Raw genomic sequence first — 24,692 nt, 5'->3', positions numbered from 1 at the left:
GGCGGCACGGGTCTTGATCATACGGTTGTTCCTTCGTCTTTTTTCTTCGGTGCCGGACCGCCGCAACAGCGGGACCGGGGTGAATTCTTTGTCAGCGGCGGCGCAATGCGGGCCTCCCTGATCCAGCGTTACATTTGCGGTCCGGTGCGCGCAAGCGTCCCGGCCACCCTAACAGCGGCCGGCTGCGGGGCTTTGCCCCAAATGCGACCGCAGAACACCCGTCCGCGCCATTGCCTGCAGGTGCAAAAGCAGCGCAGTTCCAGCGGCTTGCCTGAAAGCTTCCGGTTTTGGGAAGGAAAGTAGCAGCAAGGCCTTGACCTTCCACTGACAGGAACCCTCATATGGTCTGGCATAGGACCCTAATCAGCGGATTTCCCATGTCGGACCTCACCCGGATTTCATTGCATATCACTGGCCTCAGCTGCGCGGGCTGCGCCGGACGGGCGGAGCGTGCCCTGGCCGGGGTTGAAGGGGTGTCCTCGGCCTCGGTGAACCTGGCCAATGCCACAGGACAGGTGGAGGCGGCAGGTGATGTGCCGCTTTCGGATCTGACCGGCGCATTAGCGGCGGCGGGGTATCCGGCGGCGGAATCACAGGCGGTGCTGACGGTCGGGGGTCTGAGCTGTGCGTCCTGCGTTGGCCGGGTTGAGCAGGCGCTGCTGGCGGTGCCGGGAGTGCTGGAGGCCAGCGTGAACCTGGCAAATGAGACGGCGCAGGTCCGCTATTTGACCGGCATGGCCCGTGCCGCCGATCTGGCCCGGGCGGTCAGCGCAGCGGGCTATCCGGCCCGCCTTAGCGTCGCAGCGGCAGATGAGGCAGAGCAGGCGGGGCGGCGCAAGGCGAATGAGATCAATGCGCTGCGGTGGCAGGTGCTGCTGGCTGCGCTGCTGACTCTGCCGGTGTTTCTGATCGAGATGGGCGGCCACATGGTCCCGGCGCTGCACCATTGGGTGGCCGCCAATATCGGGCTGCAGAACAGCTACCTGCTGCAGTTTACGCTGACCTCGGCGGTGCTGGCGGGACCGGGGCGGCAGTTTTATGCCAAGGGCTTCCCGGCCTTGCTGCGCGGCGCGCCGGACATGAACGCGCTGGTGGCTCTGGGCACTGCGGCGGCTTTCGGGTTTTCGGTGCTCTCCACCTTTGCGCCAAGCCTGCTGCCTGCGGGCACCGCCAATGTCTATTACGAGGCGGCAGCGGTGATCGTGGTGCTGATCCTTACCGGCCGTTTTCTGGAGGCGCGGGCCAAGGGGCGTACTGGGGCGGCGATCCGTAAACTGGCCGGGCTGCAGCCCAAGACCGCACTGGTGGTCAGCGGCGGTGCAGCAGTGGAGACGCCGGTTGAAGAGATCGGTGCCGGAGACCTGATCCGCAGCCGCCCGGGCGAGCGGATTGCGGTGGACGGGGAAGTAATCTCCGGCAGCTCTTACATCGACGAGAGCATGATTTCCGGCGAGCCGGTGCCGGTGGCCAAGTCCCGCGGCGATGAAGTGACGGCAGGGACCGTAAATGGCAACAGCGTGCTGGAGTACCGGGCCACAAGGGTCGGGCGCGATACGGTGCTGGCGCAGATCATTCACATGGTTGAACAGGCGCAGGGCGCCAAACTGCCGGTGCAGGGGCTGGTGGACCGGATCACCCTCTGGTTCGTGCCCGCGGTGATTGCGGTGGCGGCGCTGACGGTGCTGGCCTGGTCTGTTTTCGGTCCGGCCCCCGCGCTGCCGCTGGCATTGGTCGCGGGCGTTTCGGTGCTGATCATTGCCTGCCCCTGCGCGATGGGTCTGGCAACGCCGACCTCGATCATGGTGGGGATCGGCCGCGCTGCACAGATGGGCGTGCTGTTCCGCAAGGGAGACGCATTGCAGCGCCTGCAGGAGGTGCGGGTGGTGGCGCTCGACAAGACCGGCACGCTGACCGAAGGCCGCCCTGCGCTGACTGAGCTGATCTGCGCCGAAGGCTTCACCCGGGACGAGGTGCTGCGCTTGGCCGGGGCGGCGGAGGCGTCTTCGGAACACCCCATTGCACAGGCCATTGTTGCCGCGGCGGGCAAGGGGCTGCCCGGGGCGGACAGCGTCGAGGCCATTCCCGGCTATGGCCTGCGGGCGGAGGTGGAAGGGCATGCGGTTCTGGCAGGCGCAGCCCGGCTGATGGCACGCGAGGGTGTTGCGTTGGGCGCTTTGGGAGGTGAAGGCCAGCGGCTTGCAGAACGCGGGGAGACGCCTTTGTATGTGGCCATTGATGGCCAGGCGGGGGCGCTTCTGGCAGTGGCGGATCCAATCAAGCCGGGCACTCCGGCAGCCATCAAGGCATTCCATGCACAGGGGCTGAAGGTGGCGATGATCACCGGCGATGCAGAGGCCACGGCGCAGGCAATTGCCGCGCGGCTGGGTATTGATGCGGTCAAGGCGGAGTGCCTGCCGGCGGACAAGGTTTCGGCGGTCAAGGAACTGCAGCAGGACTTCGGTGCGCTGGCCTTCACCGGCGACGGCATCAATGACGCGCCGGCGCTGGCCGCCGCGGATGCGGGCATTGCCATCGGCACCGGCACCGATGTGGCGATCGAGGCAGCTGATGTGGTGCTGGTTTCGGGCGATCTGCGCGGGGTGGTGAATGCACTGACGGTCAGCCGCGCCACTATGCGCAATATCCGCCAGAACCTGGGCTGGGCTTTCGGTTACAACGTGCTGCTGGTGCCGGTGGCGGCAGGGGCTCTGTATCCTTTCGGCGGGCCGCTGCTGACGCCTGCGCTGGCGGCTGGTGCCATGGCTTTGTCGAGCGTCTTTGTGCTGAGCAACGCGCTGCGCTTGCGCCGCCTGAATCCTGCTATAGATGAGGAGGGAGCCGGGCAAGCGCCCGGTGCGGCCCGCAAGCAGGAGGCAAGCGTATGAATATCGGCGATGTGGCCAGCCGGTCAGGCCTTCCGGCCAAGACCATCCGCTACTACGAGGATATCGGCCTGATCAAGCCGCACCGCAGCGCCAACGGCTACCGCTGCTTTGCTGAGACCGACCTTCACAAGCTGGCGTTTCTGGGCCGGGCGCGGGCCTTGGGGTTCACCATCGAGGACTGCCGCACCCTGATGGCGCTTTATGAAGACGAAAGCCGCGCCAGCGCTGATGTGAAGCAGCTGGCGCAGGAGCATCTGGCCAAGATCGAGGCCAAGATCGCCGATCTGCAGGCCATGCGGGACACGCTGGGCGAGCTGGTCAAAGGCTGCGCGGGCGACAGCCGGCCGGATTGCCCGATCCTCAAGGATTTGTCTGGCAAGGGGTAGCGCGCGCCGCCCCTTCACATGAGGGCGGCGCGGCCCTGCCTTGGGGCCGGGCGGGACCCGCAGCAGAGGTCAGCGCCAGACCGGGTTGGACCAGGCGCGCTTGCCGCTCCGGTCGATCACCGTAACCCGCAGCCAGGGGCTGTCATTGAAGCGGTCCAGCGGGATACGGGCCTGGGTCAGGCTCTCGCCGTGCTGGGACATCGCGGCGGAGCCATGGCCCTGCACGATCACGGTGGACACGGCAGAGCAAGCCACATCGATATAGCCGCCATTCAGCGCCACCGCCTTCAGTTCCGGCCCTTGCGAGGAATAGAAATTCCCGGCCTTAAGCGCCTCCAGCAGCAGTTCGGGCTCATTCGCCTCGGCCTTGACCATCACCCAGCCGCCAAAGTGGTCGGGGCCGGAGAAATGCGCATCATCAGTGGCGATGAAGCTCAGGTCGCGGTGTTCGGACAGCAGCAGATCCGCGACATGAAACCCCTCGCCGCGGTCGCATTCCACCGCACAGCCGTGGTTGTAGATCTCCACCGCATGGGCGGCCTCAACCGAGCGGGCATCGGCCAGCGTCAGCCCGGACCAATGCGGATGCGCCACGGCGACAAAGGCGCCGGCGTCGCGGGCGCGCTGCGCCAGCTCGGGGCCGCTTTCCTGGCCGTCCACAGGCTGAAAATCCGGTGAGTTGGAGGCCGCGAAGTCCGCAGGCAGGCCGACGGCCACCAAATGCCACAGCTCGCCGTTCTCCATCGCGCCGGAATGCACCTCGGCGCCCAGGAGGGTAGTGAACACTTCATCGCGGAACCCGGTGGTATCGGTGATCGGATACTCATAACGGCCAACAAAGTGTTCAGTCAGGGCGATGAAGTCATAGCCTTCGGCCTTGTAGCGGCGGCAGACCTCCGATGGGTCCAGAACCCCGTCAGAGCGGTTGGAATGGGTGTGCAGGTTGCCGCGGTAGAACTCTCCGGGGGCGGCAAAGGCGGGGTGCAGCATAGGGCGGTCTCTCCAGTTCGGTCTGACTGGCAGCTACGCTTCTGCGGCAATGGATTTGTGACAGATCTGTTGGGGTTTCGTGAAATTTCCGGGCTCATTCCAGGCCCAAAAGGGCAGGCAATTGCCACATGGCGCCAAAAGGCTGGGCGCCGAACAGGCGGCCCGGCGGCAAAGTGCCAGCACCGGAGTAGGCGTAGCAGGCCATGCCCGCCGCCTGCGCCGCTTCCAGCCCGCTGGGGCTGTCCTCGATCACCGTGCAGCGCGCAGGCGGGATGCCATGCAGCTCCGCAGCAAAAAGGAACACATCCGGCGCGGGTTTGCTGCGGCCCACGTCATAGGCGGAATAGAAGCGGTTCTCGAAAAACGGCAGCAGGCCGGTGTGCGACAGGGTGAATTCGATCTTGTCGCGCAACCCGTTGGAAGCGGCGCAGAACGGGATGCCGGATTGGACAAGCGCCTGCAGCACCTCCTGCACGCCGTCTATCGCCTGGCAGTCGCGTTCCAGCTCGACCATCGCCTGGGCATAGAAGGCGTCCGGCCAGTCCGCCGGGATCGCCAGGCCTTGTTCGATCAGATAGGCCTCCACATCGCCTCTGCTCTTGCCGATGAACTGCGCGCAGCAGTCGGCATGGGTCAGAGAGGCGCCGGCGGAGAGCAGGAAGCGGTGCAGAACCCGCAGGAAGATCGGCTCGGAATCCACCAGGACCCCGTCGCAATCAAATATGACCAGTTCGGGCCGGGAGAAGGAAACGGGCATGGGGCGCCACCTTTGATTGTGATTGCGCGCACTCTAGCCGCCTGGAATTGCAACGCAAGTGGCTGACACAGGCACCTTACCCGGGCCGCAGCTCCAGGATTTCGCGGGCCTGCTTCCAGGTGGCGACAGGGCGTTCGTACTTTTCGCACATCTCTGCCGCGCGTTTCACTAGCGCCGCGTTGGAGGGGGCGAGGGTTTCCCGGTCGAGCCGCATGTTGTCTTCCAGCCCGGTGCGGGTGTGGCCGCCTGCGGCGATGGACCATTCGTTGACCAGGATCTGCCCCGGCCCGACCCCGGCGCCGCACCACTCAGCCTCCGGTGCCAGCCGCTGCATGGTCTTGACGTAGTAATCAAACACATCCCTGTCAACGGGCATCGCGTTCTTCACCCCCATCACAAACTGCACATATAAAGTGCCGGGAATGCGCCCCTCGCGGTTCATCCTCACCGCCTGGTGGATGTGGGAGAGGTCAAAGGCCTCGATCTCGGGCTTGACCTCATAAGTGCGCATCTCCGAGGCCAGCCAGTCGACCAGATCGGGTGAATTCTCATAGACCCGGGTCGGGAAGTTGTTCGACCCCACCGACAGCGATGCCATGTCGGGGCGCAGGGGCAGCATGCCGCCGCGTTCCTGACCGGCGCCGGAGCGGCCGCCGGTCGACAGCTGCACGATCATGCCGGGGCAGTGCTTTTGCAGGCCTTCCATCAGGCGGGCGAATTTCTCCGGGTCCGAGGTCGGCGTCTGGTCGTCGTTCCTCACATGGCAATGGGCGATGGAGGCACCGGCTTCAAAGGCTTCCTGGGTGCTTTCGATCTGCTCGGAGATGGTGACGGGCACCGCCGGGTTGTTGGCCTTGGTCGGCACTGAGCCGGTGATGGCGATGCAGATGATACAGGGTTTGCTCATGAGCCATTCCCTTCAGATGTCAAAGAACACGGTTTCGCCGTCGCCCTGCAGGCGGATGTCGAAACGGTAGACGGTCTGGCCGTCCCGCTCGCTGCGACGGGCGATCAGGGTCTGGCGGCGGCTTTCCCATTCGATCAGATTGATCACCGGGTCCGTGGCATTGGCTTCGGCCTCATCCTCGAAGTAGAGCCGGGTGTTCAGCCCCACATTGATGCCGCGCGCCACGATCCACAGGTTGATATGCGGCGCCATCCTTTGGCCGTTCCGCCCCATCGCCGGACCGGGCTTCACCGTGTCAAAGCCCCATTCGCCGCTTTCGAAATCGGTGATCACACGGCCCCAGCCGCGAAAGCCGTCTTCCACCTCGCCGCCATGTTCGGGATGCGCATAGACACCCTCCGCATTGGCCTGCCAGGCCTCCAGCAGCACGTCTTTCACGGGTGAGCCGGTGCCATCCAGCACGACACCTTCGACCCGGATGCGTTCGCCCCTGGCGTTGGGCCCGGCGATGTCCCAGCCAAGCTCCTGTTCGTAGATCTCGAACCCCGCGGCGCCGGGGGCCAGGCCGATATGCACATAAGGGCCTGCGGTTTGCGACGGGGTTTCCTTCAGATAGTCCAGCTTCTGACCCATCAGTTCCCCTCCAGCCGGTTTTCGAACAGGGTCGACCGCCGCCCGCGCAGCACGATGTCGAACCTGTAGGCGATGGTGTCAAGCGGGATGGTCGCGTTCATGTCAATCCGGGCGATCAGCATATCGACGGCCTTCGGGTCGGGGATAGTGTTCACGATCGGGCAGCGGGCGATCAGCGGGTCGCCTTCGAAATACAGCTGAGTGATCAGCCGCTGGGCAAATCCGGAGCCGAACACCGAGACATGGATATGCGCGGGGCGCCAGTCGTTCACCCAGTTGCGCCAGGGGTAGGCGCCGGGCTTCACGGTGCGGAAGAAGTAATACCCATCCTCATCCGTCAGGGTCCGCCCGCAGCCGCCGAAGTTGGGATCCAGCGCGCCCAGGTAAGTGTCCTTCTTGTGCCGGTATCTACCGCTCGCATTGGCCTGCCAGATCTCCACCAGCGTCTTCGGCACTGCCTGTGCGTTTTCATCCAGTACCCGGCCATGCACAATGATCCGCTCACCGATCGGGCTTTCGCCGGTTTTGGCAAAATTGCTCAGCAGGTCATTGTCGCCAGGATTGATGTCATTGTGGCCGAACACCGGTCCGGTGATCTCGCTGGCGGTGTTCTCCAGGCTGATCAGCGGCAGGCGCGGCGAGCGGGTGACCGAGGTTTTGTAATCCTGAGACAGGGCAGGCGGGTGCCAGCGCCGGTCGCGCTGGTAGAACTCGCTTGGCTTTGGCGGTGTGGTCATGCGGTGTCTTCTCCCTCGGCGTCCATCTCGGCATAGGTCTGCTTGGCCAGTTTCAGCGCGCGGTTGGCCCGCGGCACGCCGGCATAGATCGCCACATGCTGGAAAGCCTCCAGCACGTCCTCCTGGCTGGCGCCGGTGCGGGCAGTGGCGCGGATATGCATCGGGATCTCATCGAAATTGCCGGTGGCGGCCAGCAGCGCCAGCGTTAGCATCGAGCGCTCGCGCAAGCTGATCCGGTCCGAGGCCCAAACCGTGCCCCAGGCCCCTTCGGTGATCAGGTCCTGAAAGGGCGCATCCAGCGCGGTCTTGGCGGCCTCGGCGCGATCCACATGGGCCGCGCCAAGTACCTGCCGCCGCACCTGCATGCCGCGGCTGTGGCGGTCCTGCGTCATCTTGCTCTCCCTTTGTCGGGCAAAGTATCGCATACCGGGAGTGATCTGTATAATCCTGAAATGATCATAAAATCATAACCCAAAAGATATGAGATTATCGTCATCGTTGAAACTCCGCCATCTTGAGGTCTTTGTCGAAGTAGCCCGCAAGATGAGCGTCACCCAAGCGGCCGAGGCGCTGGGCATGACACAGCCTGCGGTCACCAGGGCTTTGCGCGAGCTTGAAGAGGTCTGCGGCAAGCCACTGGTGGAAAAACACGGCCGCGGTATCCGGCTCAGCGGCTATGGCGAACTGTTCCGCGATCACGCCGGGCGCAGCCTGGCATTGGCGCGGGACGGAGTGGCGCTGCTGCGGGGGCTTGGCGAAGCTGACGGGCCGCTTGTCTCCATCGGGGCACTGCCTACAGTGGCGGCGGACCTGGTTCCGGACACGCTGGCTCAGTTGCGCGCAGGCGGTGCACCGGGACGTTTCATGGTCCTGTCTGGGGATAACCAGCATCTGATCGACCAGCTGCGCCGCGGGCGGCTGGACGTTGTCGTCGGCCGGCTGCCTGCCCCGGAGACTATGGCAGGGGTGGAGTTTGATCCGCTGTTCCGCGAGCGCGTTGTGGCGGTGGTGGCAAAGGATCATCCTTTGGCCGACGCAACGCATGTGCCGTCTTCCGCTTTCGAAGACTATCCCTTGCTGCTGCCGTCCGAAGGCTCGATCATCCGCCCCTTTGTCGAGCGGATGTTCCTGGAACAGGGGCTGAGGATGCCGCGGTTTCCGGTGGAGACCGTTTCCGCGGCTTTAGGGCGGCGGTTTGTCCTGAAGCACCAGGCAATCTGGATCATCAGCCAGGGGGTAGTGCGCCCAGAGCTGGAGGCAGGCAGCATGGCGGAGCTGCCGCTGGACACGGACAGCACCCTGGGGCCGGTCGGCCTGTGCCTGCGGCGCGAGCATCAGCTTTCTGCCGCGGCGCAGCGCTTCTGTTCCGCCTTGCGCAGAAACTGCAGGGCATTGGGTTGAACTGCCCGCTCCCTGCAAGCAGCCTTTTGCGCCTGCGTCAAAGCCGGGCGTTTCCATTGTCAGTGAAGCTGTGTACAATTCAGTAAATAGAATATGTGCATCTGATGCATTGGTTTAGAGCGAGGGGACCGGCATGGATCTGACCAGACGGAATTTCGGCCTGGCGGCCGCAGCAGGACTGGCAGCAGCGGCGGCGCCAGGCTGGGCGTCGTCCAGGATCGAGCTGGGCAGTAAGCGGATTGAAACGGTTTCGGACGGCTATCTCACCTTGCCGCCGGAATTCGTGTTCGGGGGGCTCGATCCGGAAGCGCTGCAGCCGGTTTTGCAGCAGCACGGGATCGCTGCCGGGCCGCTCAAACCCGAGGTCAATGTGACAATGCTGCGGGAGGAGGGCCGAGTTGTGCTGTTCGACGCCGGGGCCGGACCCGGGTTTCAGGACAGCGCCGGCAAGCTGCCAGCAGCGCTGGAGGCGCTTGGGGTTGCTCCGGCAGACGTTACCCATGTGGTCTTTACCCATTGCCACCCTGATCATCTGTGGGGTGTTCTGGATGATTTCGACGACCTGCTGTTTCCGGAGGCGGTGCATCTGATGGGGCAGAGGGAGTGGGATTACTGGTACGATCCGGAAACCACGGACCGGATAGGCAGCAGCCGGGCTGCTATGGCCGCCGGTGCCCGCCGCCGGTTGGAGGTGCTGGAAGACCGGATGCAGCTGGTGGCCGACGGTGAGGAGATCCTGCCGGGCGTCGCAGCCCGCGCTACCCCGGGCCACACGCCGGGGCATATGTCCTTTGAAATCCGCGGCGGCAGTGAAAGCGTGATGGTTCTGGGTGATGCAATCGGCAACCACCATGTCAGCTTTACCGAGCCCGCCTGGCCGGTTGGCTCGGATCAGGACCCGCAGACTGCGGCAGCTGTCAGGCTGCGTCTTCTGGACCAGCTTGCCAGCGGGCAGATGCAGCTGGCCGGCTGTCACCTTCCTGGCGGCGGTTTGGGCCGGGCTGAGCGTCAGGGCAGCGGCTACCGGTTTGTGCCGCATGGCTGACGGTCCGCCGGATGCGGCAGGCTTGGCACCCGGCCTGAAAGGCGGCCGACCGGCTTTCCGCCACTGGCGGAATGCAGCCGCAGTCCGGTTAGGAACTATTGTGCATATCGGGATTTTCACCTATTTCGTGTGCTTGGAGGGTGTTAAATTTCTCCAGGGTGAAAAAAATTGAAACCCTGCCGGTTCGGTCGTTGATGCCCGCAAACCCGGTGTAATGAGGTTGCTGTTTACAGTAAGTTAACTATAATAGATTGCAATAAATTCACGTCAATTGGTTGAAGTTGATGCGCCCTGAGGTTGCTTTGCATATTTTGCAATCAAAGATTGCAAAATAAAAATGAACGATGCAACATGATGGTAATTTAATCTCGGGTGCAGCAAGCGTTAAATGGGGTTAACAGATGACTGTCTTACTTAAGATTTGCCGGTTCGGTGCTTTTGGCGTCTTTCACGCGGACGGATCCAATGTGCAGCTGGGGGCAAAGCATCAGGCGCTGATGGCGCTTTTGTCGACGGCCGACGGCGGCATCCGCACGCGGGCATTTCTGGAGAAGACATTGTGGTGCCTGGCGCAGCCTGAGCAAGCCAAGGCGAGCCTGCGTACGGCGTTGTCGACACTGCGCCGCCACTTGGGTCCGGAAGCGGCCAAGCTTTTGTTTGCCAACCGGGAGCGGGTCATTCTTGATCTGACCCGGGTCGAACTGGACAGCAGCGCGGCAAGTGCTGAGTTCATGGAGGGGTTCGAGCTTCCGCATGAGACCGTCTTTAATGATTGGCTGGGCGAGACCCGGTCGGACTATGCCCGCGAAGCCGCAAGCCCGGCGCCGCCTGCCGCCCTGCCGCCCGGGCGTGTGATCCTGGATCATTTGCTGCCCTCGATTGCTGTGCTTCCCTTTGTGCACCGTGCGCCGGGAACCTCGGCGGTGTCTTTGGGGTCGCTGGTGTCCGAGGAACTGGCCCGTCACCTGTCGCGCAGCTGGGCTTTTTCGGTTACCTCTTATCTGGCCTCGCGGCAGTTCGATCCTGAAACCGTGCGCCCTGCTGAGGTTTCTTCGGTGGCGGGTGTCGATTATCTGGTGTCGGGCACCATTACCGGCGAAGGCAGCCGGTTCCGCGCCGAGATTGATCTGCATGATGCTGTCCGCGAAAGGGTGATCTGGTCGCGCAGTTTCGAAGGCGCCAAAAGCAGCCTGATGGAGGGGCGCAGCGCGATGCTGCGCAATGCCACTTTGCAGATCGGCCAGACCGCAGCGGGCGAGGCGGTGCGGCTGGCTGCGTTCAAGCCGCTGTCCAGTCTCGAGAGCCACACCTTGCTGATGGCGGCGATTTCACTGATGCAGGAGATGGATGCGCAGAAGTTCCAGCAGGCGCATGAAATCCTGACTCACCTTCTGGAGCGGGAGCCGAAGCATGCGCTGCCATTGACCTGGATGGGGTTCTGGCATGTCATGCGGGTGGAACGGGGGCTGTCACCGAACCGGGAAGAAGACAGCCGCCTGGCCAGCCGCATGGCCGAGGCCGCCATTGAGGCGGCACCGGGGTTCTCGCTGGCGCACACGCTCAAGGGGCTGATTTCCAGCCATTTGATGTTCCGGTTCGATCTGGCGCAGGACGCTTATGACCTGGCCCTGCGCGACAATCCCAACGAGGCGCTGGCGCTGCTGCTGAAAGGGGCGACGCTGGCCTATCAGGACATGCCCGACGAAGCGGTGCAGATGACCGATGCCGCCCGGCGGCTGACCCCGCTGGGGCCGCAGCGGTACTATTTTGATGCGATCTCGGCGCTGGCCAACCTCTCCGCCCGCAATTACGGCCGGGCGATCGAGCTCGCGGACCGCTCTCTGGAGGCCAAGCGCGCCTTTCCGGTGCCGCTGCGCTCCAAGGCTATCGCCTTGCAAATGTCCGGCCGCGATGATGAGGCCCGCACCACGGTGCAGAAACTGCTCAAGGCAGCGCCGGAGTTCAGCCTGTCGCAGTTCCAGCGCGACAACCCGGCAGCCATGAGCCCGGCGGGGCAGGAATGGGCTTCTGCTCTGCGGCAGGCCGGGGTTCCGGAATAGCTGGCCGCCGGCGGCAGGGCGCCGGAGCAGGGGGCAATGCTGGATGACGCCGGGTAACATGTAGGTAAAAGTCATCTTTTGTGTCAGTATCCGAGCTGGCAAGTTGTCTTTTGCCGCAATCCTGCGGATGGCAGGTCTGCTCAGCGCGCATTGGCCTTTGAGGGGGGCAAAGTGACGGAAGATCTCGCTTTTGAACGGCGTTTTTCTGAATACGGCAGCGGTGTGCAGCCGGAAGAGCGGACCCAGGAGATCCTCGATGTGGTTGAGGATTTCATGCACCGATGGGGCTATTCCGTCCGTAATCTGATTGGCGCGGAACTGACTGTCGAACATCTTGGCAGCAGGCCGGAAGAGGTGCCGGATCTCATTTTCCGGATGGCGGCGCTGGATTATTTTGAGATTGTCATCCGTGGCAGCAACGGGGCCGTCAGCTATGGCGGCTGGCTCACCGGCACTTTGCCGGTGAAGGTTTCCTGCGAGCATGTGAACGGCCGCCCAGTGCTGTTGACCACAAGCCGCGACGGCGGCCAGATTCGCCATGCCTTCGATCCACTGACCGGTTACCGGCCCGACTCCGAGGCGCTGAATTTGCCTCTGCACGCCGCCAGGCGTCTGTCCGGGTCTGCCTGAGAGCGGCCCGGCATCCTGGCAAAGGATGCGGCGGCGGTCGCTAAAATTCAAAAGACTTTCAGCTGCCTCCTCACTGTTTCTTTACGCTCTTGCGCCTTCTTTTAGCAGGAGAAGCGGGCAGCTGCGCGTCAGCAGCCCGCAGTGTTAAATGCCCGGCCCGCCTGCCGCAGCAGCAGGGCCGGCCTGCCGTCCGGCCATGTGCCCAGACCGGGTGCGGACGAGGGCAGCTGCCTTGGATGAGACTATGACTGCAAAAAAAGACGTTCCCGCAAAGCGCGGATTCCGGGTGTTTTCCAGCATTGGCGCCAAGTTCACGCTGATCTTGATTGCAATGGGAGCGGCGTCTGCAGTTGGCGGTGTACTGGTCACGCTGGTCTTTGCCCAGACTGGCCGGCAGATGGAGGTTCTGACCGGTGAGAAAGTGCCTCAGCTGGAACTGAGCAGCCAGCTAGTCAATGCTGCGGCCCGGACCAAGAATGCGATGATCGGGGTGCTTCAGGCAGATGGTAGCCAAGGGCTCGCCGCTGCGGAAGAGGAGGCTGCGGCGGCAGTCGCCAGCCTTGACAGCACCGTTGCCGGGATGGACGCCGCCGGGCAGAGCCTGTTTGCGCCGGCTGCGGTCAGTGCAGCGGAACGGATTGACAGCCTGGTCGCCGCCCGCAAAGGCGCATTCCGCAACCAGGCGTGGATTGATACTCAGACAGCCAATTTGCAGACCCTGAGCCAGACATTGCAGGAAAAGCTGGTGCAAGTGGCGTCGCAGGCCCGCGATAGCCTGATGGCTGGCGGCGAAGAAACGATCAGCCAGGTCGATACGGTGCTGAACAATCTGGTGGAGCAGCAGTTCGGCAGCTTGCAGACCCTGCTTGAGGCCCGTGCTGACATCAGTGTGCTGTCCGGCGCGGCTTTGGCCCTGGGGCACGTGCGCGACGTGCCTACTAAACGGGCCCTTAAGAAAATGGCGAACGACGCGCTGAAGCGCCTGGAGCCGGTCATGGGACGGCTGGAGGACCTGGGGCTGGATGCTTTCCGTGCCAAGAAGGTCCGCGAGGGCGTGGAGCTGTTCCGCTATACGCTGTCGGCCAGCCGCAAGGAGCTGAAGGAGAGCCGCAAGGCGGTGCTGAGCGCCCGCAATGCCAGCGTGCGGCCCTTGACCCAGGCAATGGACCGGATGGTGTTCACTCTGTCGATTGCAGCCACCCAGGCGGGCACTGATAACCGCACTGCCATCCAAAGTCTGCTGGACAATCAGGTTGGCGTGCTGCAGCAGCTGCTGGAGATCAACGGCTGGATCAGCGCGTTCCAGGTTGCGGCGCTGGACTTGGCCGCTGCCCATGAGATTCCGGCTGCCAACGAGGCCGCTGAACCGCTGCAGGCGGCTGCGGCAGCGCTGCAGGGATACACCGGGTTCAATGGCGGTGTCTTTGCCGAGGAACTGGAAGGGATGATTGCTCTTGCCGATCCGTCTCAGGGGCTCCCTGTGTTCAAGGCAGCTGCGCTGGAGGCTTCGGAAGAAGCGGCCGCTGCCGCACAGGCGACAGTGGATGCCGTGCTGGAATTCTCCCGCCGTGCCTCGGCCCTGGGCGCCGAAAGCCAGCAGCAGATCGCGTCGATCGCCGGGGGTATTGCCGGAGATGTGAAGGCCGCACAGCAACAGCTGCAGATCCTGATGCTTGTGGCAGCAGGCGTGTTCCTGGCGGCGCTGGTTCTGACCCGTGTCCTGATCCTGCGTCCGCTTGCCGACATCAGCGGCACAACAGAGCGCCTGGCATCCGGCAACTTGCGGCCGGTCAATGGTTTTGAACGCTCCAGCGACGAGATCCGCCGCATCGCAACGGCCCTGTCAGTCTTCCGGGACGGGCTGGTGGAAAAGGCGGAAGTGGAAGCGGCCGCGGAGGAGGAGCGCAACGCCCGGCTGGCGGAACAGGCTACAGCGGTGACCGCCATCGGCCATGGGCTGGAGCGGCTGTCGCAGGGCGATCTGACCATCCGGATCCATAGCGAGATGGGGGAGGGCTATGCCAAGCTGCGTGACGATTTCAATGCGGCGCTGGACAAGCTTGAGGATTCAGTGCGCAGTCTCAGCGCCAGCGGCCAGTCCATTGCCGGCGGCAGTACCGAAATTTCGGCAGCCTCGCATGATCTGTCAGAGCGCTCCGAACGCACTGCGCAGACGCTTGCGGGTACGGCGGCGGCAGTCAATCAGCTTTCGGTCTCCATCACTGGAACGGCACAGGCTTCCGGCGAAGCGGCCGCTTCGGTCGAAACCGCGCACCGCAACGCCAGTGAAAGCATCGACGTGGTGAAGCGGGCCTACGGCGCGATGGAGGCGATCAAGGACAGCTCCGAGAAAATCTCGCGGATCATCGGCATGATCGAGGCGATTGCCCAGCAAACCAACCTGCTGGCGCTGAATGCAGGCGTCGAAGCGGCGCGTGCGGGCACCGTCGGCAAAGGCTTTGCGGTGGTGGCTTCCGAGGTCCGCACCCTGGCGCACCGTTCCAAGGAGGCCGCGACCGAAATTGCCGCTTTGGTCGAAGAATCGGGCCAGAATGTCGAGCTGGGCGCCGAACTGGTTGAGCAGACCCGGGCTGCGATCAGCGAGATTTCCGCTTCCGTGGCCAGTGCGGCCGAATTGATGGCGGACATTTCCGAGGCGTCTTCCGAGCAGTCCGGCAGCCTTCAGGAGATCAACTCGGCAATGGCCAATCTCGACGATGCGACCACCCGCAACGCAGCTTTGTTCGAAGAAGTGACCTCGTCCAGCCTTGGGCTGTCCAAAGAGGCGCAGGCGATGGCCGGTGCTATCGGAGCCTTCCGCACCAACGAGGCAGACCAGACAGATTTTGCCGGTCAAGCCGGCCCGGATGAGCAAGGCGGGCTGTCAGGTGCGGTGTATGCGGCGGCGGGCACTGGCTTCTGATCAAGGACCTTCGGGGCCGGGCTGACTGGTGATGCCTGAGCTGCGTTGCCATGCCAGAGCAAGGACCGTCCAGCACAAAGACCTGCCAGCGCACGGAAGCCAGGGTTTCAATCCGGCGGCCTTAGCGGCGGCTGGCGCTGCAAGCACTGAAACGGCGAGGGAAAGCCCCGCCGGCAGGCAGGTATCAGATTATATGGTGATGGCGGTAAAAACGGGATACCCGTTCGTCAGTCAGCAACGGCCCGTGCATCTGGATCACGTCGACATCCGTTGTATTGTTTGCCTCGATGACCGAAATGCCGTCTTCCCGCAGGCATAGGTCCCATCCGATGTAATTGGCGAACGGCAAGCACTCATGCAGAGTGATCGCCTGTTTGAGCACCCGGTCGAAATCCGGCAGCCGCAGCCCTTCGATCCTGCGGTCCGGGTCGTCGATGTGTCCTTGGATTTTCGCCGCCGTTTTGTCTTTCTTCGCCTGTCCCCGGCCGATGATCCCGGTTTCGGTATCAAGGTCGTAGGCGTAGCCGCCGGAGCTGAAGTTGTCGACAGGCCCTGTGGCTTTGTTGCCGACCCGGACCACGCCGCGGGGAACGAAGATCTCGCGGGTCTCGGGGTCCCGCATCGACAACAGCCTGACGGTATTGATCGAGCCCGGGTTGAGCGAATTCATGAAGCTGGACTGCTCCAGGCAATGCAGGAAGACCAAGTCCTTGCGGCTCGCCGCGAGATCTTCGATGTATTCCTTGGCGGGGATCATTCTCCCGTCCGTTTCAACCAGCCCGCCCCGTACCTTGAACCGCATCGCGCCTTTGCCGCCGGCACCGTTCACAGGCTTCATGAAAATAGTCATTTCGGCGCTGTCCTGGGAAGCCAAACGCAAAAACTCCGGCGACCAGAACTCAACGCGCCCCTTTTTCGAAAACGCATGCACTGTTGGCACGTCGGCATAGGCATCAAGCACCTGGCTCGTGAGCATCTTGTCATGAAAGACAATGGCGTAACGGCCGTTTATGAGCTGTGTCATCCGGCGTTCGATATCGTTCAGGTAGAGGCTCGGATGGTACGTCTTGAAATCATAGAGATAGGAACGGCTTGGCCCAAAGCCTGCGGTCAGACAGCGGCTTTTGTGCCCGCTGCTGATTTTCATCCCTGAGACTGCCTTTTTAAATTTGGCAAACGCAGCGTCATAGCGTGCCTTCCGGATTTTACCTGTGCCGCGTTCGGCGACAAATCGGGCCAAATCATCGGTCTCTGTCAAAAGCATGCTTATCTCCTCGGTACAGCATGGCCTTACAAGACCAGTACCTGCCGCGCAACAACGGTGCCCTTGCCGCTTCCCGCGACCAGGTGATCCGTCGTACGGGTCAAAACCGGTGCAGCGTGAACCTCCGTCATCTAATTGAAGACACGGAGGAAGATAATCGCAGAGAAGAGTGGGACCGGAAGGGAGAAGGCGTTGACTATTGGCTGCTATGACGGTGGTCATGTAAAATTCCCGGACCTGAAAACAGCTATCCCGCCTCTTGCGCAAATGGGGAGGTGTGCTCCGGTCGTACTTGCAAGGCGTGATAGCGGATGTCAGGGGTTGGGGCAGAAGCAGTCAGCAAGGCTGGTCAGAAGCACGCCAGTTGATCCGCAAAACATTGGGGCATAAACTGGGGGCATTTCGGGTGCTACGGGTCCCGGGAGTGCCTTAGTTTCTTGTGTGAGAGGCCGATGGCTGGGGTGGTAGGAAACCTTGTGTCTCGATGAACGCTATCAACTTTTTCCAACCTCTGAAGGTTATGGGGCGGATCCTGGGGCATTTCCGGTCCGAGCGGGGAGCGAGGTGGGCAGTTCCGGGGCCGCCGGAGGCAACTAGCGCCCCTCAGTCAGAGGCGCTGGCTGGGATGTTCCGCTGACTTCAATACTGCTCCCACCGCCAACGCCCGAAGGCGCCCGGCGAACTCAAGCGCCCACTGCGCGGGGTACTAAACCTATGAAGCCAAATTCTAGCGCCAGAGCCTACTTTAAAGCTTCCATTCTTTCGAGATGGCTTAAAGGATGACGAACAATTCGCGGTGTTTCGGCAACGATATTGGTCGATAAACGCCCGCTGCAATCCATCGGACGCATCTCTGCGATTGCCATCCTCAATTGAGGTGATCTTTCAACTTGGCGAAATAAGTCATCTGGGCCTACCTTATCTTCCTTCCAAAGTCGATATTTTGGAAGTGTTATCGAGGGGGTGTTCTTACTTGCAACTACCATGTTGAAGGACCCACTTTCAAATAAGCGTCTAACCCCGGAAAAGTCGGTAAAGTATATTCCCTCGTGGTTTCCTAGGCTGAATGGAAGTGCGTTAATAACACATGGCACCAATTTCAGCTTGGAAGCTCCTTTGCCTAGATTCCTCTCGAGAATGTCGGGATGGAGGTTCAGGCCGTTAACTAGGCGTTTGACCTGCTTTACCTGCGAAGAGACTTCTGTTTGGAAACGGTAGGACCCAACGACATTCCCTCCAGATAGAGAGCGGCTCTTGCACTCAAAGAGAAAGACATAAGGGTCCCAGCGCACCAAGACGTCATAGTCGTATTCCTCCTTCTGGTGAGTTTCCTTAACGCTTACTGCGCTCAGCCCTTGGGACTTAAATAGATCCAGAACTGTTTTCTCGAAGGCCTTTCCGCGGATGGCGAAAGATTTCTTGAGAGAGGAAATGCGAGAAAGTATAACTTGGGCTGCAATGGCGCTTTGGATGGCTGGTTTGTATGCCAATATGAGGTCGCCTTTGAACCCAATTAACGGGGTGTCAAATAGGTCTCTGCTTGTTCTTGAAAGCATGGCCACTTTCAGGAATTTCTCAGCAGCTTCACCCTTTAGTCCAACGGATTGAAGTTGTTTTATGAGTTTCTTTCGTGGTTGCAAGGAGGTGTGAATTGTATCAGCCGCGCCGTCCTGTTCGGAATTTTCCACAAATGCCCGCAAAGCTGAATAACCTCGCAACCACTCTAGCAACGTTAGGCCGCTATAAAGTGCGGGGTGTTCTGATAGTTTTAGGCTAAGCGTCTGCTCCAAAATCCAAAGAGAATGCATCTCTTCAGCGCTAATAAAGTGAGTGGGAGCCAGTGATGATGCGCCCTCTACCCCCACTACTTGGCTAGCGGGATTATTATTTACCATCTCAAAGTAGTTTTGCTGAACTCCTTGAGCGAGACGTTGGTTCGCAGCCAGGTCGACTTTACTCCATTCAAGTGACGTAGAAGTATGTCGCCAGATTTTGGTTATACCAAGCTCAAGGTATTCAGGAGGTACAGCTTGGCCGGAAATCGAGTCAATGTTTCCACCAAAGTAGCGGGTATCCTCTTCGATGAACTCCCAAAAGCGCCATGAAGCGGCAAAGAAAAGTATGAACCTAGCCGAATTTACTTCACTTTCTGACACCTCGATCGGAGCCGGTAGAGTTAGAAGACCTTCCTTATTGAAGAGGTTTCCGCGGAATCCCTCCATCAAGAGTGACATAGTGATGTTACTTATCGAAACGCTGGCGTAGACCTCTGGGTCTACACGCTCTCCTTCGCGAAGTCCGGGAAGGGACAAACCTTGTACGTCTAATGGTCCGTTCTCACGGATGGCTTGAGCAATCTGTTCACTGTGCGCCGCTGCTTCCTCTTCACCTGCGAGAAGGATAGCCGTTATACGTTCGGATTGTGATAAGGAGGCTCCAGGGCTCGTATCAGTAGCACTAATGATCTCCCGATATCCGGTTTCGATCTGGCCGATAAGCACCATGAGGTCACTGACTTTTTGCGCCTCCTCTGTCCCGATCTCTGATTGAATATGCTGTACTATCGCTTCTACGCAGGAAGCCCTCTTAGCCTCTTCTTTCTCATTAGGATGTTTGATGAGCCGGAGTGCACCCTGCCTCATGATCAAAACCAAACGATCCACATCCTCCGGAGTGATGCGGAAAGACTTAAGGTGGGAGAGAAGTTTCTTGCGATTTAGGTCTTTGAAACCGCGCTTAATGGTTTCTTCGCTGAGGCGCGGTTTTAAACTCTTTTTGGGCATCACAACTCCTGTGGAAATGTCAACTAAGAAGTTCGCTGTGAGATGGTATGTGGTTTTCAATAGGCCAAGGCTCCAACGGAAGCCGGAACAAGATAACCACTTTGAGCAGGTGCGTTTCTTAGCTTTGGCCGATTTTTAGCAATTAACGTGGACCAACAATATCGCTGCTTGATTCTCAAAGCGCGAAGCCTTTTCATCGAACTTACAATCTGAGACGAATTCTGCTGCAGCTTTGATGCGGGCAATATCATTCTCATTCAAGTAAACAGCTATACCTGCGCGTCCGCCACGGAAGATGTTTGGATTTAGCCGGTCTTGGCGGATAACAACTGCTCTAGTCTCCTGCCCATCTAGTTCAACCCTTACCTTCCACGCGTTCTCCCGAAGCAGTTTTCCCTGCCATTTCAAACTAATATTGGTGACTCTGGGCTCTGACGCGGCAGCTACTACGGAGGTCAGCACGAGGAATGCTGCTACTAATGCTCTGATCATCTTATGCCTTCAGTGAATTGGTGAAACTGATTGGTTGTGGCTGAATGCGTCGTAAGCCAAACTTTGTCTGCGATAGCAGTTACACGCAACAAGAAACTGAGCCTCCTGCTGCATCTAAATTAGAAGCAACAAGGAGTTAAGCTTATGAAATGCCTAAGAACTATTGGCCTGACCGTGAAAGGGTACCTATCGAACCCGCCGCCAAAGGCTGTATTGACCACCGTCATCTGGGCGACTTCCCGTAGCCATCCAGCCGTCTCGGCAGTGGCCGTCCTGGCGCTGTTTCTGGCTTGGAGCGTGGAAGATGAATGACCTGCAGCCCGACGACGTCGTGGTCATTGGCGCATTTGATGACATCCCAGAGCATCTGTTCCGAATAACTGAAGTCTTTGATGACTGCGCCGGTGGCTATTCGATCACTGGCCCTTTGGCCGGAGAGTACGGCGAACCGTCGTTCGACATGATCCTCAGGGTTCACGAGCGCGGCTAATCCAAATCCAAAATCTGTAAAGGAGGAGACGCATGTCTGCTCAGATCAAGTATGCGTACTTGAAGGGCCATACGTGGCTCTATCGGCGCAACTATCCGAAGGACGTGGCGGTTGCATTGGGCCAGCAGGCCCTGAAGCAATCTCTGAAGACCCGTGATGCTACCACTGCTCGGACCCGTGCCGCTGAGATCAACGCCCGCTACGAAGTGCAGGTGGCTGAAGTTCGGGCGGCAGCCGAAGTGGTGCTGAGTGAGTCAGAGGGCACCCGTTCCACCCCTTCATGGCAGGGGAACCTAGAAGGGGCTCTCGATCGCCTACGGGCCACTCTGGAACACTCTGGAGTCACTGCTGCACCGGAATTCCGGCGTGTTGTGGTGCCTCAGAAAATCTCAGTTCAGGAGACTAGCAGAGTATACCTTAACCGTAGAAGCAACGAGTTACGGCCCGGTGGGTTCAAGTCGGTGCGGTACTCGGTGGGCTTGTTTGCCTCCAAGTATGGCGACCGGTCACTCTGCAGCCTGAGCCGTGCCGATGGTCGGGAGTTCCTGGGATTGGTTGCCCGGCTTTCGCCTCTGATCGGTAAGTCTGAGAGGACGAGGGGGCTTAGCCTTGAGCGGCTGGTTGCCTTTTCTGAGGGCGGGACGGCCAGGATCACGGTTCGTACTCAACGGCGCATCTGGTCTCAGGTCAATCACTGGCTCGACTGGTGTGTCTATGAGGGGCATCTGGAGGCTAATCCCTTCAAGACGGTTCTGTTCGATCAGAAAGTCCGGCCCAAGCCGTATGCGGTGCCGACTGATCAGGAGGTCTCAAGGCTGCTGGCGGCGCAGGACGATCTGCATCCCGTGCTGCTGACGTGCTTGCTATCGGGAATGCGCGCCGGGGAAGCAGTTGGATTGCTGCGGGAAGACCTCGTGGCGAAGGAGAACCTGGGATGTTTCGCACATGTCAGGCCTAACCAGCTGCGATTGCTGAAGACTGATGCTGCTGAGCGGCTCGTGCCGGTTCACCCTCGACTTGACGAGGTATTCCGTGCGCTGCCCTCGGCTGGCCCACTGTTCCCGAAGCTAACGGTGAACCATGTAACTAAGGGGTTTGCGGCACTTCGTCGACGGTTGCGGCTAGAACGTCCAGGGCTGGTGTTTCACTCTACTAGGAAGTGGTTCGTGACTCAGTGCGAGCGCACCGGCGTGCCTGAGCACTTCACGGCAAGCCTCGTCGGGCACCAGTCGGCTCGTTCTGAGAATGGCCTGACTTACGGCATCTACTCCGCAGGCATAAGCGATGAGCAGAAACGCTCGATCGTTGACCAGATCAGGTTACCGGGGTCATGAACCAGATCCCTGACATAGACGCATTCGAAGAGAGGGCCGCTATCGCTGAATACGATGGCGGCCTTTCTCGTAGGGCTGCTGAAGATCTGGCAGCTCGGTCTCAGGGCTTCGCTGGCGCTGAAGACTACTGGCGCTGGCTGGCGGAGTACGTGCTGACCCGTAAGATACCATAGAGAAACCCCGGCTGGCTTCGTGCTGGCCGGGGCTTCCACTTTGCTTTTTTATGGGAACGCTCCGTATGCGCCTGGGGCAGCGCCCCTTAATAGGTGTCCCAAGGTTTGGCCATGTTGGAGAACTTTGTCAGCCTTTGTTCAAAGCTAAGCTCAACGAAGCCGATCGGCCCATTTCGCTGCTTTGCAACTGTTATCTCAGCTCGTCCATGAGCACGTTCCATGTGAGATTTCCACTGTTCAACGGCTGCTAAGTCAAAGTCGTCGGGCCGCTGCTGCTCGAGATAAAACTCTTCGCGATACAAAAAAAGTACAACATCAGCAGCCCGATTGATTGCGCCAATTCTCCCTTGATCAGTTAAATTCGGGCGCTTCTTGCCTCTCTTAGGTACTGCGTCTCCGATATCCGCAGTCACTAGAACGCAAATATTCAAGTCTCTGGCGAGTTGCTTAAGGTCCCTCAAGACGCTTTCAAGTTTCGCTGGATACGATGAGTTGCTTGACTGGTTCACGGTTATGTCATCAACCATATCTATCATCAAAACATCCAGGCCGACGTCCTTCTTGAGCTTCTGGGCTCTTGTGGCCACTACCTCCACATCTCCGAAGGTGTCATCAATAAAGAGAGGGATCGCCTCCAAAGTTTTTGCCGCTTGAACGTACCGTCTAAACTCTGCTTCAGTCATATCACCACGCTGAACACGATCGAATGGCACGTCACTTTCAATTGCCAAGATGCGCTGGGCGATTTGTTCAGCGCTTAACTGAAGAGAAAAATATCCAACTTTACCCCCTCGTTCGTAGTTGGTTTCCGCAGAAGGATTAGAACTCGTGCTGGCAATGTTGAGCGCAATTTGCGTCAACAGCGCGGTTTTGCCCATTGAAGGCGCCGCGGCTAGAACAACTAAATCTGGTTTCTGAAAGCCACCAAGATGCTTATCCAAGTCTAGTAGACCCGATGAAAGGCCAATCACACTAGCACCTTGCTGGTAAGCCATGTCCACTGCCGATACTGCGCTGGCCAACGAGTGTAGGAATGGCTTAAAGCTCGCCTCAGAAGTTTCCTCAACCTCTTCAGAGTAAGAACCTACTGGAGAGCTTGAAGTCGATTGGCTATTAGGGGGTTCTGCCGCTTGAGACAGCTGGTTGACAAGCTCAGTAACCTGCTGAGCGGTTGCGAATTCAGGCGTGTCCAAGCTCACAATAAAGTCCCCAAGCTCAGAACCGCGAAAGTCCAAATCAGAAAACTCTAGTGTCTTGAAGTCATTGCTGGGGTCTAGGCCTGCGATAGCACATAGATCCGATAGAATGGCAGAGTTAGATCGTCGAACTGCCCTTAAGAGCGGGAGGTTGGGGGAAAATTCACTAACTTTGGTCATGGAAGGGCTCAAACTTCAAAATTATTCAGTTTCCTGAGATTTGCAAACTACGATACCGCCTCTCGCTAGCACCACTTCTCCTTCTGGTGGAGAAAGACCATCCTTTCGGTTTTGCTCTTCCAGCATCTTAAGTGTCAGTAATCGTTCGATTTGAACCCTGTTTTTCTTCGCCCATCGCGCTTCATTGCGCTCCTCTCCCAAGGGCTGATAGATGCAGTCGCGTTTTCTAGCGCGCAACTCGACGATTGCTGTATATTCATTGCCACCCGTTGGATTGAGAAAGCAGAGAGGATTCAGGGCACCTTCTGTGATCTCGTCCCCCGGGGGGGTGAAGTATCCACCGCGCAGTTCACCGCTAAGCTCGTTTGGATCGCCAATGACTTCGTGACCGATTTGCCAGCGACCGGCTCCTACCCATCGGACGATCTTAAAGTCTAGCTGGCTTTCAATCGATTGAATGTCACCAGATTGAAGGGAGCGTTGCACTTCCGCGTGAAGTTTGCTCTCGATTCCAACAGCTGATAAAAGCTTAGCTAACCTCAAAGAAATGCCCCCAGAGGCGTTCATTCTCCTTGAGCCATGGTCTTCACTGACCCTTTTCAACAAGTGCTGAAACTTTTCCCTTGGCAGTGATCTCTGGTATCTGCCCTCACGAGCAATTTCGCAGTTCTCTGGAATTACCTCAATGAAGGCCCTTCGGAAGCTGAGCTTGAAGCCAAAGCCGTCCTCGTCAGTAAATTCTTGCTCCCCAAATGATGCCTCCACGTCAAAGGGCAAGTTGGCGAACATAGTTTCTCCTTGCCTAGGTAGAAAAACTTCTAAGTCAGCTGCGTAGCGTGCCGCGCTGGTTAGATTGAGACGGGAAATTTGGATGTCTTCCATTTCTGCATCATATAGTTGCATCGCCGAGAGACGGTACAATCAGGCATTCCGAAAGCAAACACAAGTATCCAAAGGCCCCTAAGGTACGTAGTCACCGCAATCGTTTTTGACGACGTAGAGGTGTAGGAGCGTTGGGTTCTGCCTTAAATGGACTGCTTAGTCCTGGGGGCTAAGAAGGCGCCAGCTTTCGATTCCTAAGCCTTCCGCAACGCGGTATAGGTTATCAATTGATATATTCTGCTCTGAACGCTCGACTGCACTAAGGTATGTGCGGTTCAACCCAGCCTCGGCAGCTAACCTTTCCTGAGACCAGCCGCGTTCAGCCCGAAACAGCCGCATGTTCCGCGCTACGATATCTCTGAGTGGGCTTTTTGGCGTTCTCTTCACGCTCAATGCTATTGCGCACTGACGGTTTTAGCTCTACCGGTTTTAAGAGACATTCAGATCTTGAAGACTGTGCCGCTTCAAAACTACGCGGGGCGAAGGCTCTGAAAACTGGGCAGATTAGAACTTCATGCAGCAAGTTGGCGAGGGGCCAATGAAC

Annotated in this window: 21 protein-coding genes; 9 read left to right on the top strand and 12 right to left on the bottom strand. The window is 59.6% G+C overall.

All coding sequences use genetic code 11. The annotated features are described in order from the left end of the window. Positions 1-377: 377 nt before the first annotated feature. The gene (locus RA19_RS10460) at positions 378-2,885 is read left to right on the top strand and encodes a heavy metal translocating P-type ATPase (RefSeq protein ID WP_039162238.1); all 2,508 of its coding nucleotides are present in this window, start codon (positions 378-380) and stop codon (positions 2,883-2,885) included. Then, positions 2,882-3,271 carry a Cu(I)-responsive transcriptional regulator gene (gene cueR, locus RA19_RS10455; RefSeq protein WP_039162237.1) on the top strand — a complete coding sequence of 130 codons (390 nt, stop codon included), beginning with the start codon at positions 2,882-2,884 and terminating at the stop codon, positions 3,269-3,271. Before RA19_RS10460 ends, cueR begins: the two co-directional genes overlap by 4 nt. A 69-nt stretch (positions 3,272-3,340) precedes the next feature. Here the strand turns inward: cueR and RA19_RS10450 are convergent, their stop codons facing one another. The 6 genes from RA19_RS10450 to pcaC all read right to left on the bottom strand — a co-directional run bounded on the left by RA19_RS10450 (position 3,341) and on the right by pcaC (position 7,687). Then, positions 3,341-4,261 (bottom strand): PHP domain-containing protein, encoded by a 921-nt coding sequence (locus RA19_RS10450; RefSeq protein WP_039162236.1) that lies wholly within the window; start codon positions 4,259-4,261, stop codon positions 3,341-3,343. Positions 4,262-4,355: 94 nt separating this feature from the next. Further along, positions 4,356-5,018 carry an HAD family hydrolase gene (locus RA19_RS10445; protein WP_039162235.1) on the bottom strand — a complete coding sequence of 221 codons (663 nt, stop codon included), beginning with the start codon at positions 5,016-5,018 and terminating at the stop codon, positions 4,356-4,358. Between the two features lie 76 nt (positions 5,019-5,094). After that, positions 5,095-5,925 carry a 3-keto-5-aminohexanoate cleavage protein gene (locus RA19_RS10440; RefSeq protein ID WP_039162234.1) on the bottom strand — a complete coding sequence of 277 codons (831 nt, stop codon included), beginning with the start codon at positions 5,923-5,925 and terminating at the stop codon, positions 5,095-5,097. A gap of 12 nt (positions 5,926-5,937) precedes the next feature. Beyond that, the gene (pcaG, locus tag RA19_RS10435) at positions 5,938-6,558 is read right to left on the bottom strand and encodes a protocatechuate 3,4-dioxygenase subunit alpha (RefSeq protein ID WP_039162233.1); all 621 of its coding nucleotides are present in this window, start codon (positions 6,556-6,558) and stop codon (positions 5,938-5,940) included. Next, positions 6,558-7,295, bottom strand: a complete 738-nt coding sequence (pcaH, locus tag RA19_RS10430) for a protocatechuate 3,4-dioxygenase subunit beta (RefSeq protein ID WP_039162232.1) — start codon at positions 7,293-7,295, stop codon at positions 6,558-6,560. Before pcaH ends, pcaG begins: the two co-directional genes overlap by 1 nt. Continuing rightward, on the bottom strand, positions 7,292-7,687 hold the full coding sequence (gene pcaC / locus RA19_RS10425) for a 4-carboxymuconolactone decarboxylase (RefSeq protein WP_039162231.1): 396 nt from the start codon (positions 7,685-7,687) through the stop codon (positions 7,292-7,294). The genes pcaH and pcaC overlap by 4 nt, the downstream gene beginning before the upstream one ends. Before the next feature lie 88 nt (positions 7,688-7,775). On the opposite strand from pcaC, the gene pcaQ reads away from it, so the two are divergent. The 5 genes from pcaQ (at position 7,776) to RA19_RS10400 (ending at position 15,354) form a co-directional block, all read left to right on the top strand. Then, a complete protein-coding gene (pcaQ, locus tag RA19_RS10420; protein ID WP_039162229.1) occupies positions 7,776-8,696 on the top strand; it encodes a pca operon transcription factor PcaQ in 921 nt (306 codons plus the stop codon). Between the two features lie 133 nt (positions 8,697-8,829). After that, the gene (locus RA19_RS10415) at positions 8,830-9,741 is read left to right on the top strand and encodes an MBL fold metallo-hydrolase (protein WP_039162228.1); all 912 of its coding nucleotides are present in this window, start codon (positions 8,830-8,832) and stop codon (positions 9,739-9,741) included. A gap of 401 nt (positions 9,742-10,142) precedes the next feature. Then, a complete protein-coding gene (locus RA19_RS10410) occupies positions 10,143-11,801 on the top strand; it encodes a transcriptional regulator (protein ID WP_039162227.1) in 1,659 nt (552 codons plus the stop codon). Between the two features lie 171 nt (positions 11,802-11,972). Next, positions 11,973-12,431: a hypothetical protein gene (locus tag RA19_RS10405; protein WP_152615736.1), complete on the top strand. Its 459-nt coding sequence runs from the start codon at positions 11,973-11,975 to the stop codon at positions 12,429-12,431. A 244-nt stretch (positions 12,432-12,675) separates the two neighbouring features. Next, complete coding sequence (locus RA19_RS10400) at positions 12,676-15,354, top strand: methyl-accepting chemotaxis protein (protein ID WP_052261748.1); 2,679 nt, start codon at positions 12,676-12,678, stop codon at positions 15,352-15,354. Positions 15,355-15,538: 184 nt separating this feature from the next. On the opposite strand, the gene RA19_RS10395 is transcribed toward RA19_RS10400, so the two are convergent. The 3 genes from RA19_RS10395 to RA19_RS10380 form a co-directional block, all read right to left on the bottom strand. Then, on the bottom strand, positions 15,539-16,840 hold the full coding sequence (locus RA19_RS10395) for a sugar-transfer associated ATP-grasp domain-containing protein (protein WP_082020514.1): 1,302 nt from the start codon (positions 16,838-16,840) through the stop codon (positions 15,539-15,541). Between the two features lie 518 nt (positions 16,841-17,358). Continuing rightward, positions 17,359-19,401, bottom strand: coding sequence for a hypothetical protein (locus tag RA19_RS10385; protein ID WP_039162223.1), 2,043 nt, complete (start codon positions 19,399-19,401; stop codon positions 17,359-17,361). 135 nt (positions 19,402-19,536) lie between these two features. Beyond that, positions 19,537-19,893, bottom strand: coding sequence for a hypothetical protein (locus RA19_RS10380; protein ID WP_039162221.1), 357 nt, complete (start codon positions 19,891-19,893; stop codon positions 19,537-19,539). Positions 19,894-20,197: 304 nt separating this feature from the next. On the opposite strand from RA19_RS10380, the gene RA19_RS10375 reads away from it, so the two are divergent. Both RA19_RS10375 and RA19_RS10370 read left to right on the top strand, forming a co-directional pair. After that, entirely contained in the window at positions 20,198-20,383 is a 186-nt protein-coding gene (locus RA19_RS10375; RefSeq protein WP_039162220.1) for a hypothetical protein, read from the top strand. A 32-nt stretch (positions 20,384-20,415) separates the two neighbouring features. Further along, complete coding sequence (locus RA19_RS10370; RefSeq protein WP_039162219.1) at positions 20,416-21,717, top strand: DUF6538 domain-containing protein; 1,302 nt, start codon at positions 20,416-20,418, stop codon at positions 21,715-21,717. A 259-nt stretch (positions 21,718-21,976) separates the two neighbouring features. Here RA19_RS10370 and RA19_RS10365 read toward each other — a convergent pair whose 3' ends face one another. The 3 genes from RA19_RS10365 to RA19_RS26140 form a co-directional block, all read right to left on the bottom strand. Next, entirely contained in the window at positions 21,977-23,266 is a 1,290-nt protein-coding gene (locus RA19_RS10365; RefSeq protein WP_052261747.1) for a DnaB-like helicase C-terminal domain-containing protein, read from the bottom strand. A 21-nt stretch (positions 23,267-23,287) separates the two neighbouring features. Next, positions 23,288-24,148 carry a hypothetical protein gene (locus tag RA19_RS10360; RefSeq protein ID WP_152615735.1) on the bottom strand — a complete coding sequence of 287 codons (861 nt, stop codon included), beginning with the start codon at positions 24,146-24,148 and terminating at the stop codon, positions 23,288-23,290. A 156-nt stretch (positions 24,149-24,304) separates the two neighbouring features. After that, positions 24,305-24,487, bottom strand: a complete 183-nt coding sequence (locus tag RA19_RS26140) for a helix-turn-helix domain-containing protein (RefSeq protein ID WP_241479053.1) — start codon at positions 24,485-24,487, stop codon at positions 24,305-24,307. Positions 24,488-24,692: the final 205 nt, after the last annotated feature.

The sequence above is a fragment of the Leisingera sp. ANG-M1 genome (assembly GCF_000813745.1).
GTDB lineage: Bacteria > Pseudomonadota > Alphaproteobacteria > Rhodobacterales > Rhodobacteraceae > Leisingera.
Note: the sequence above shows the minus strand (reverse complement) of the source record. Positions and strands in the feature narration are given on the sequence as shown.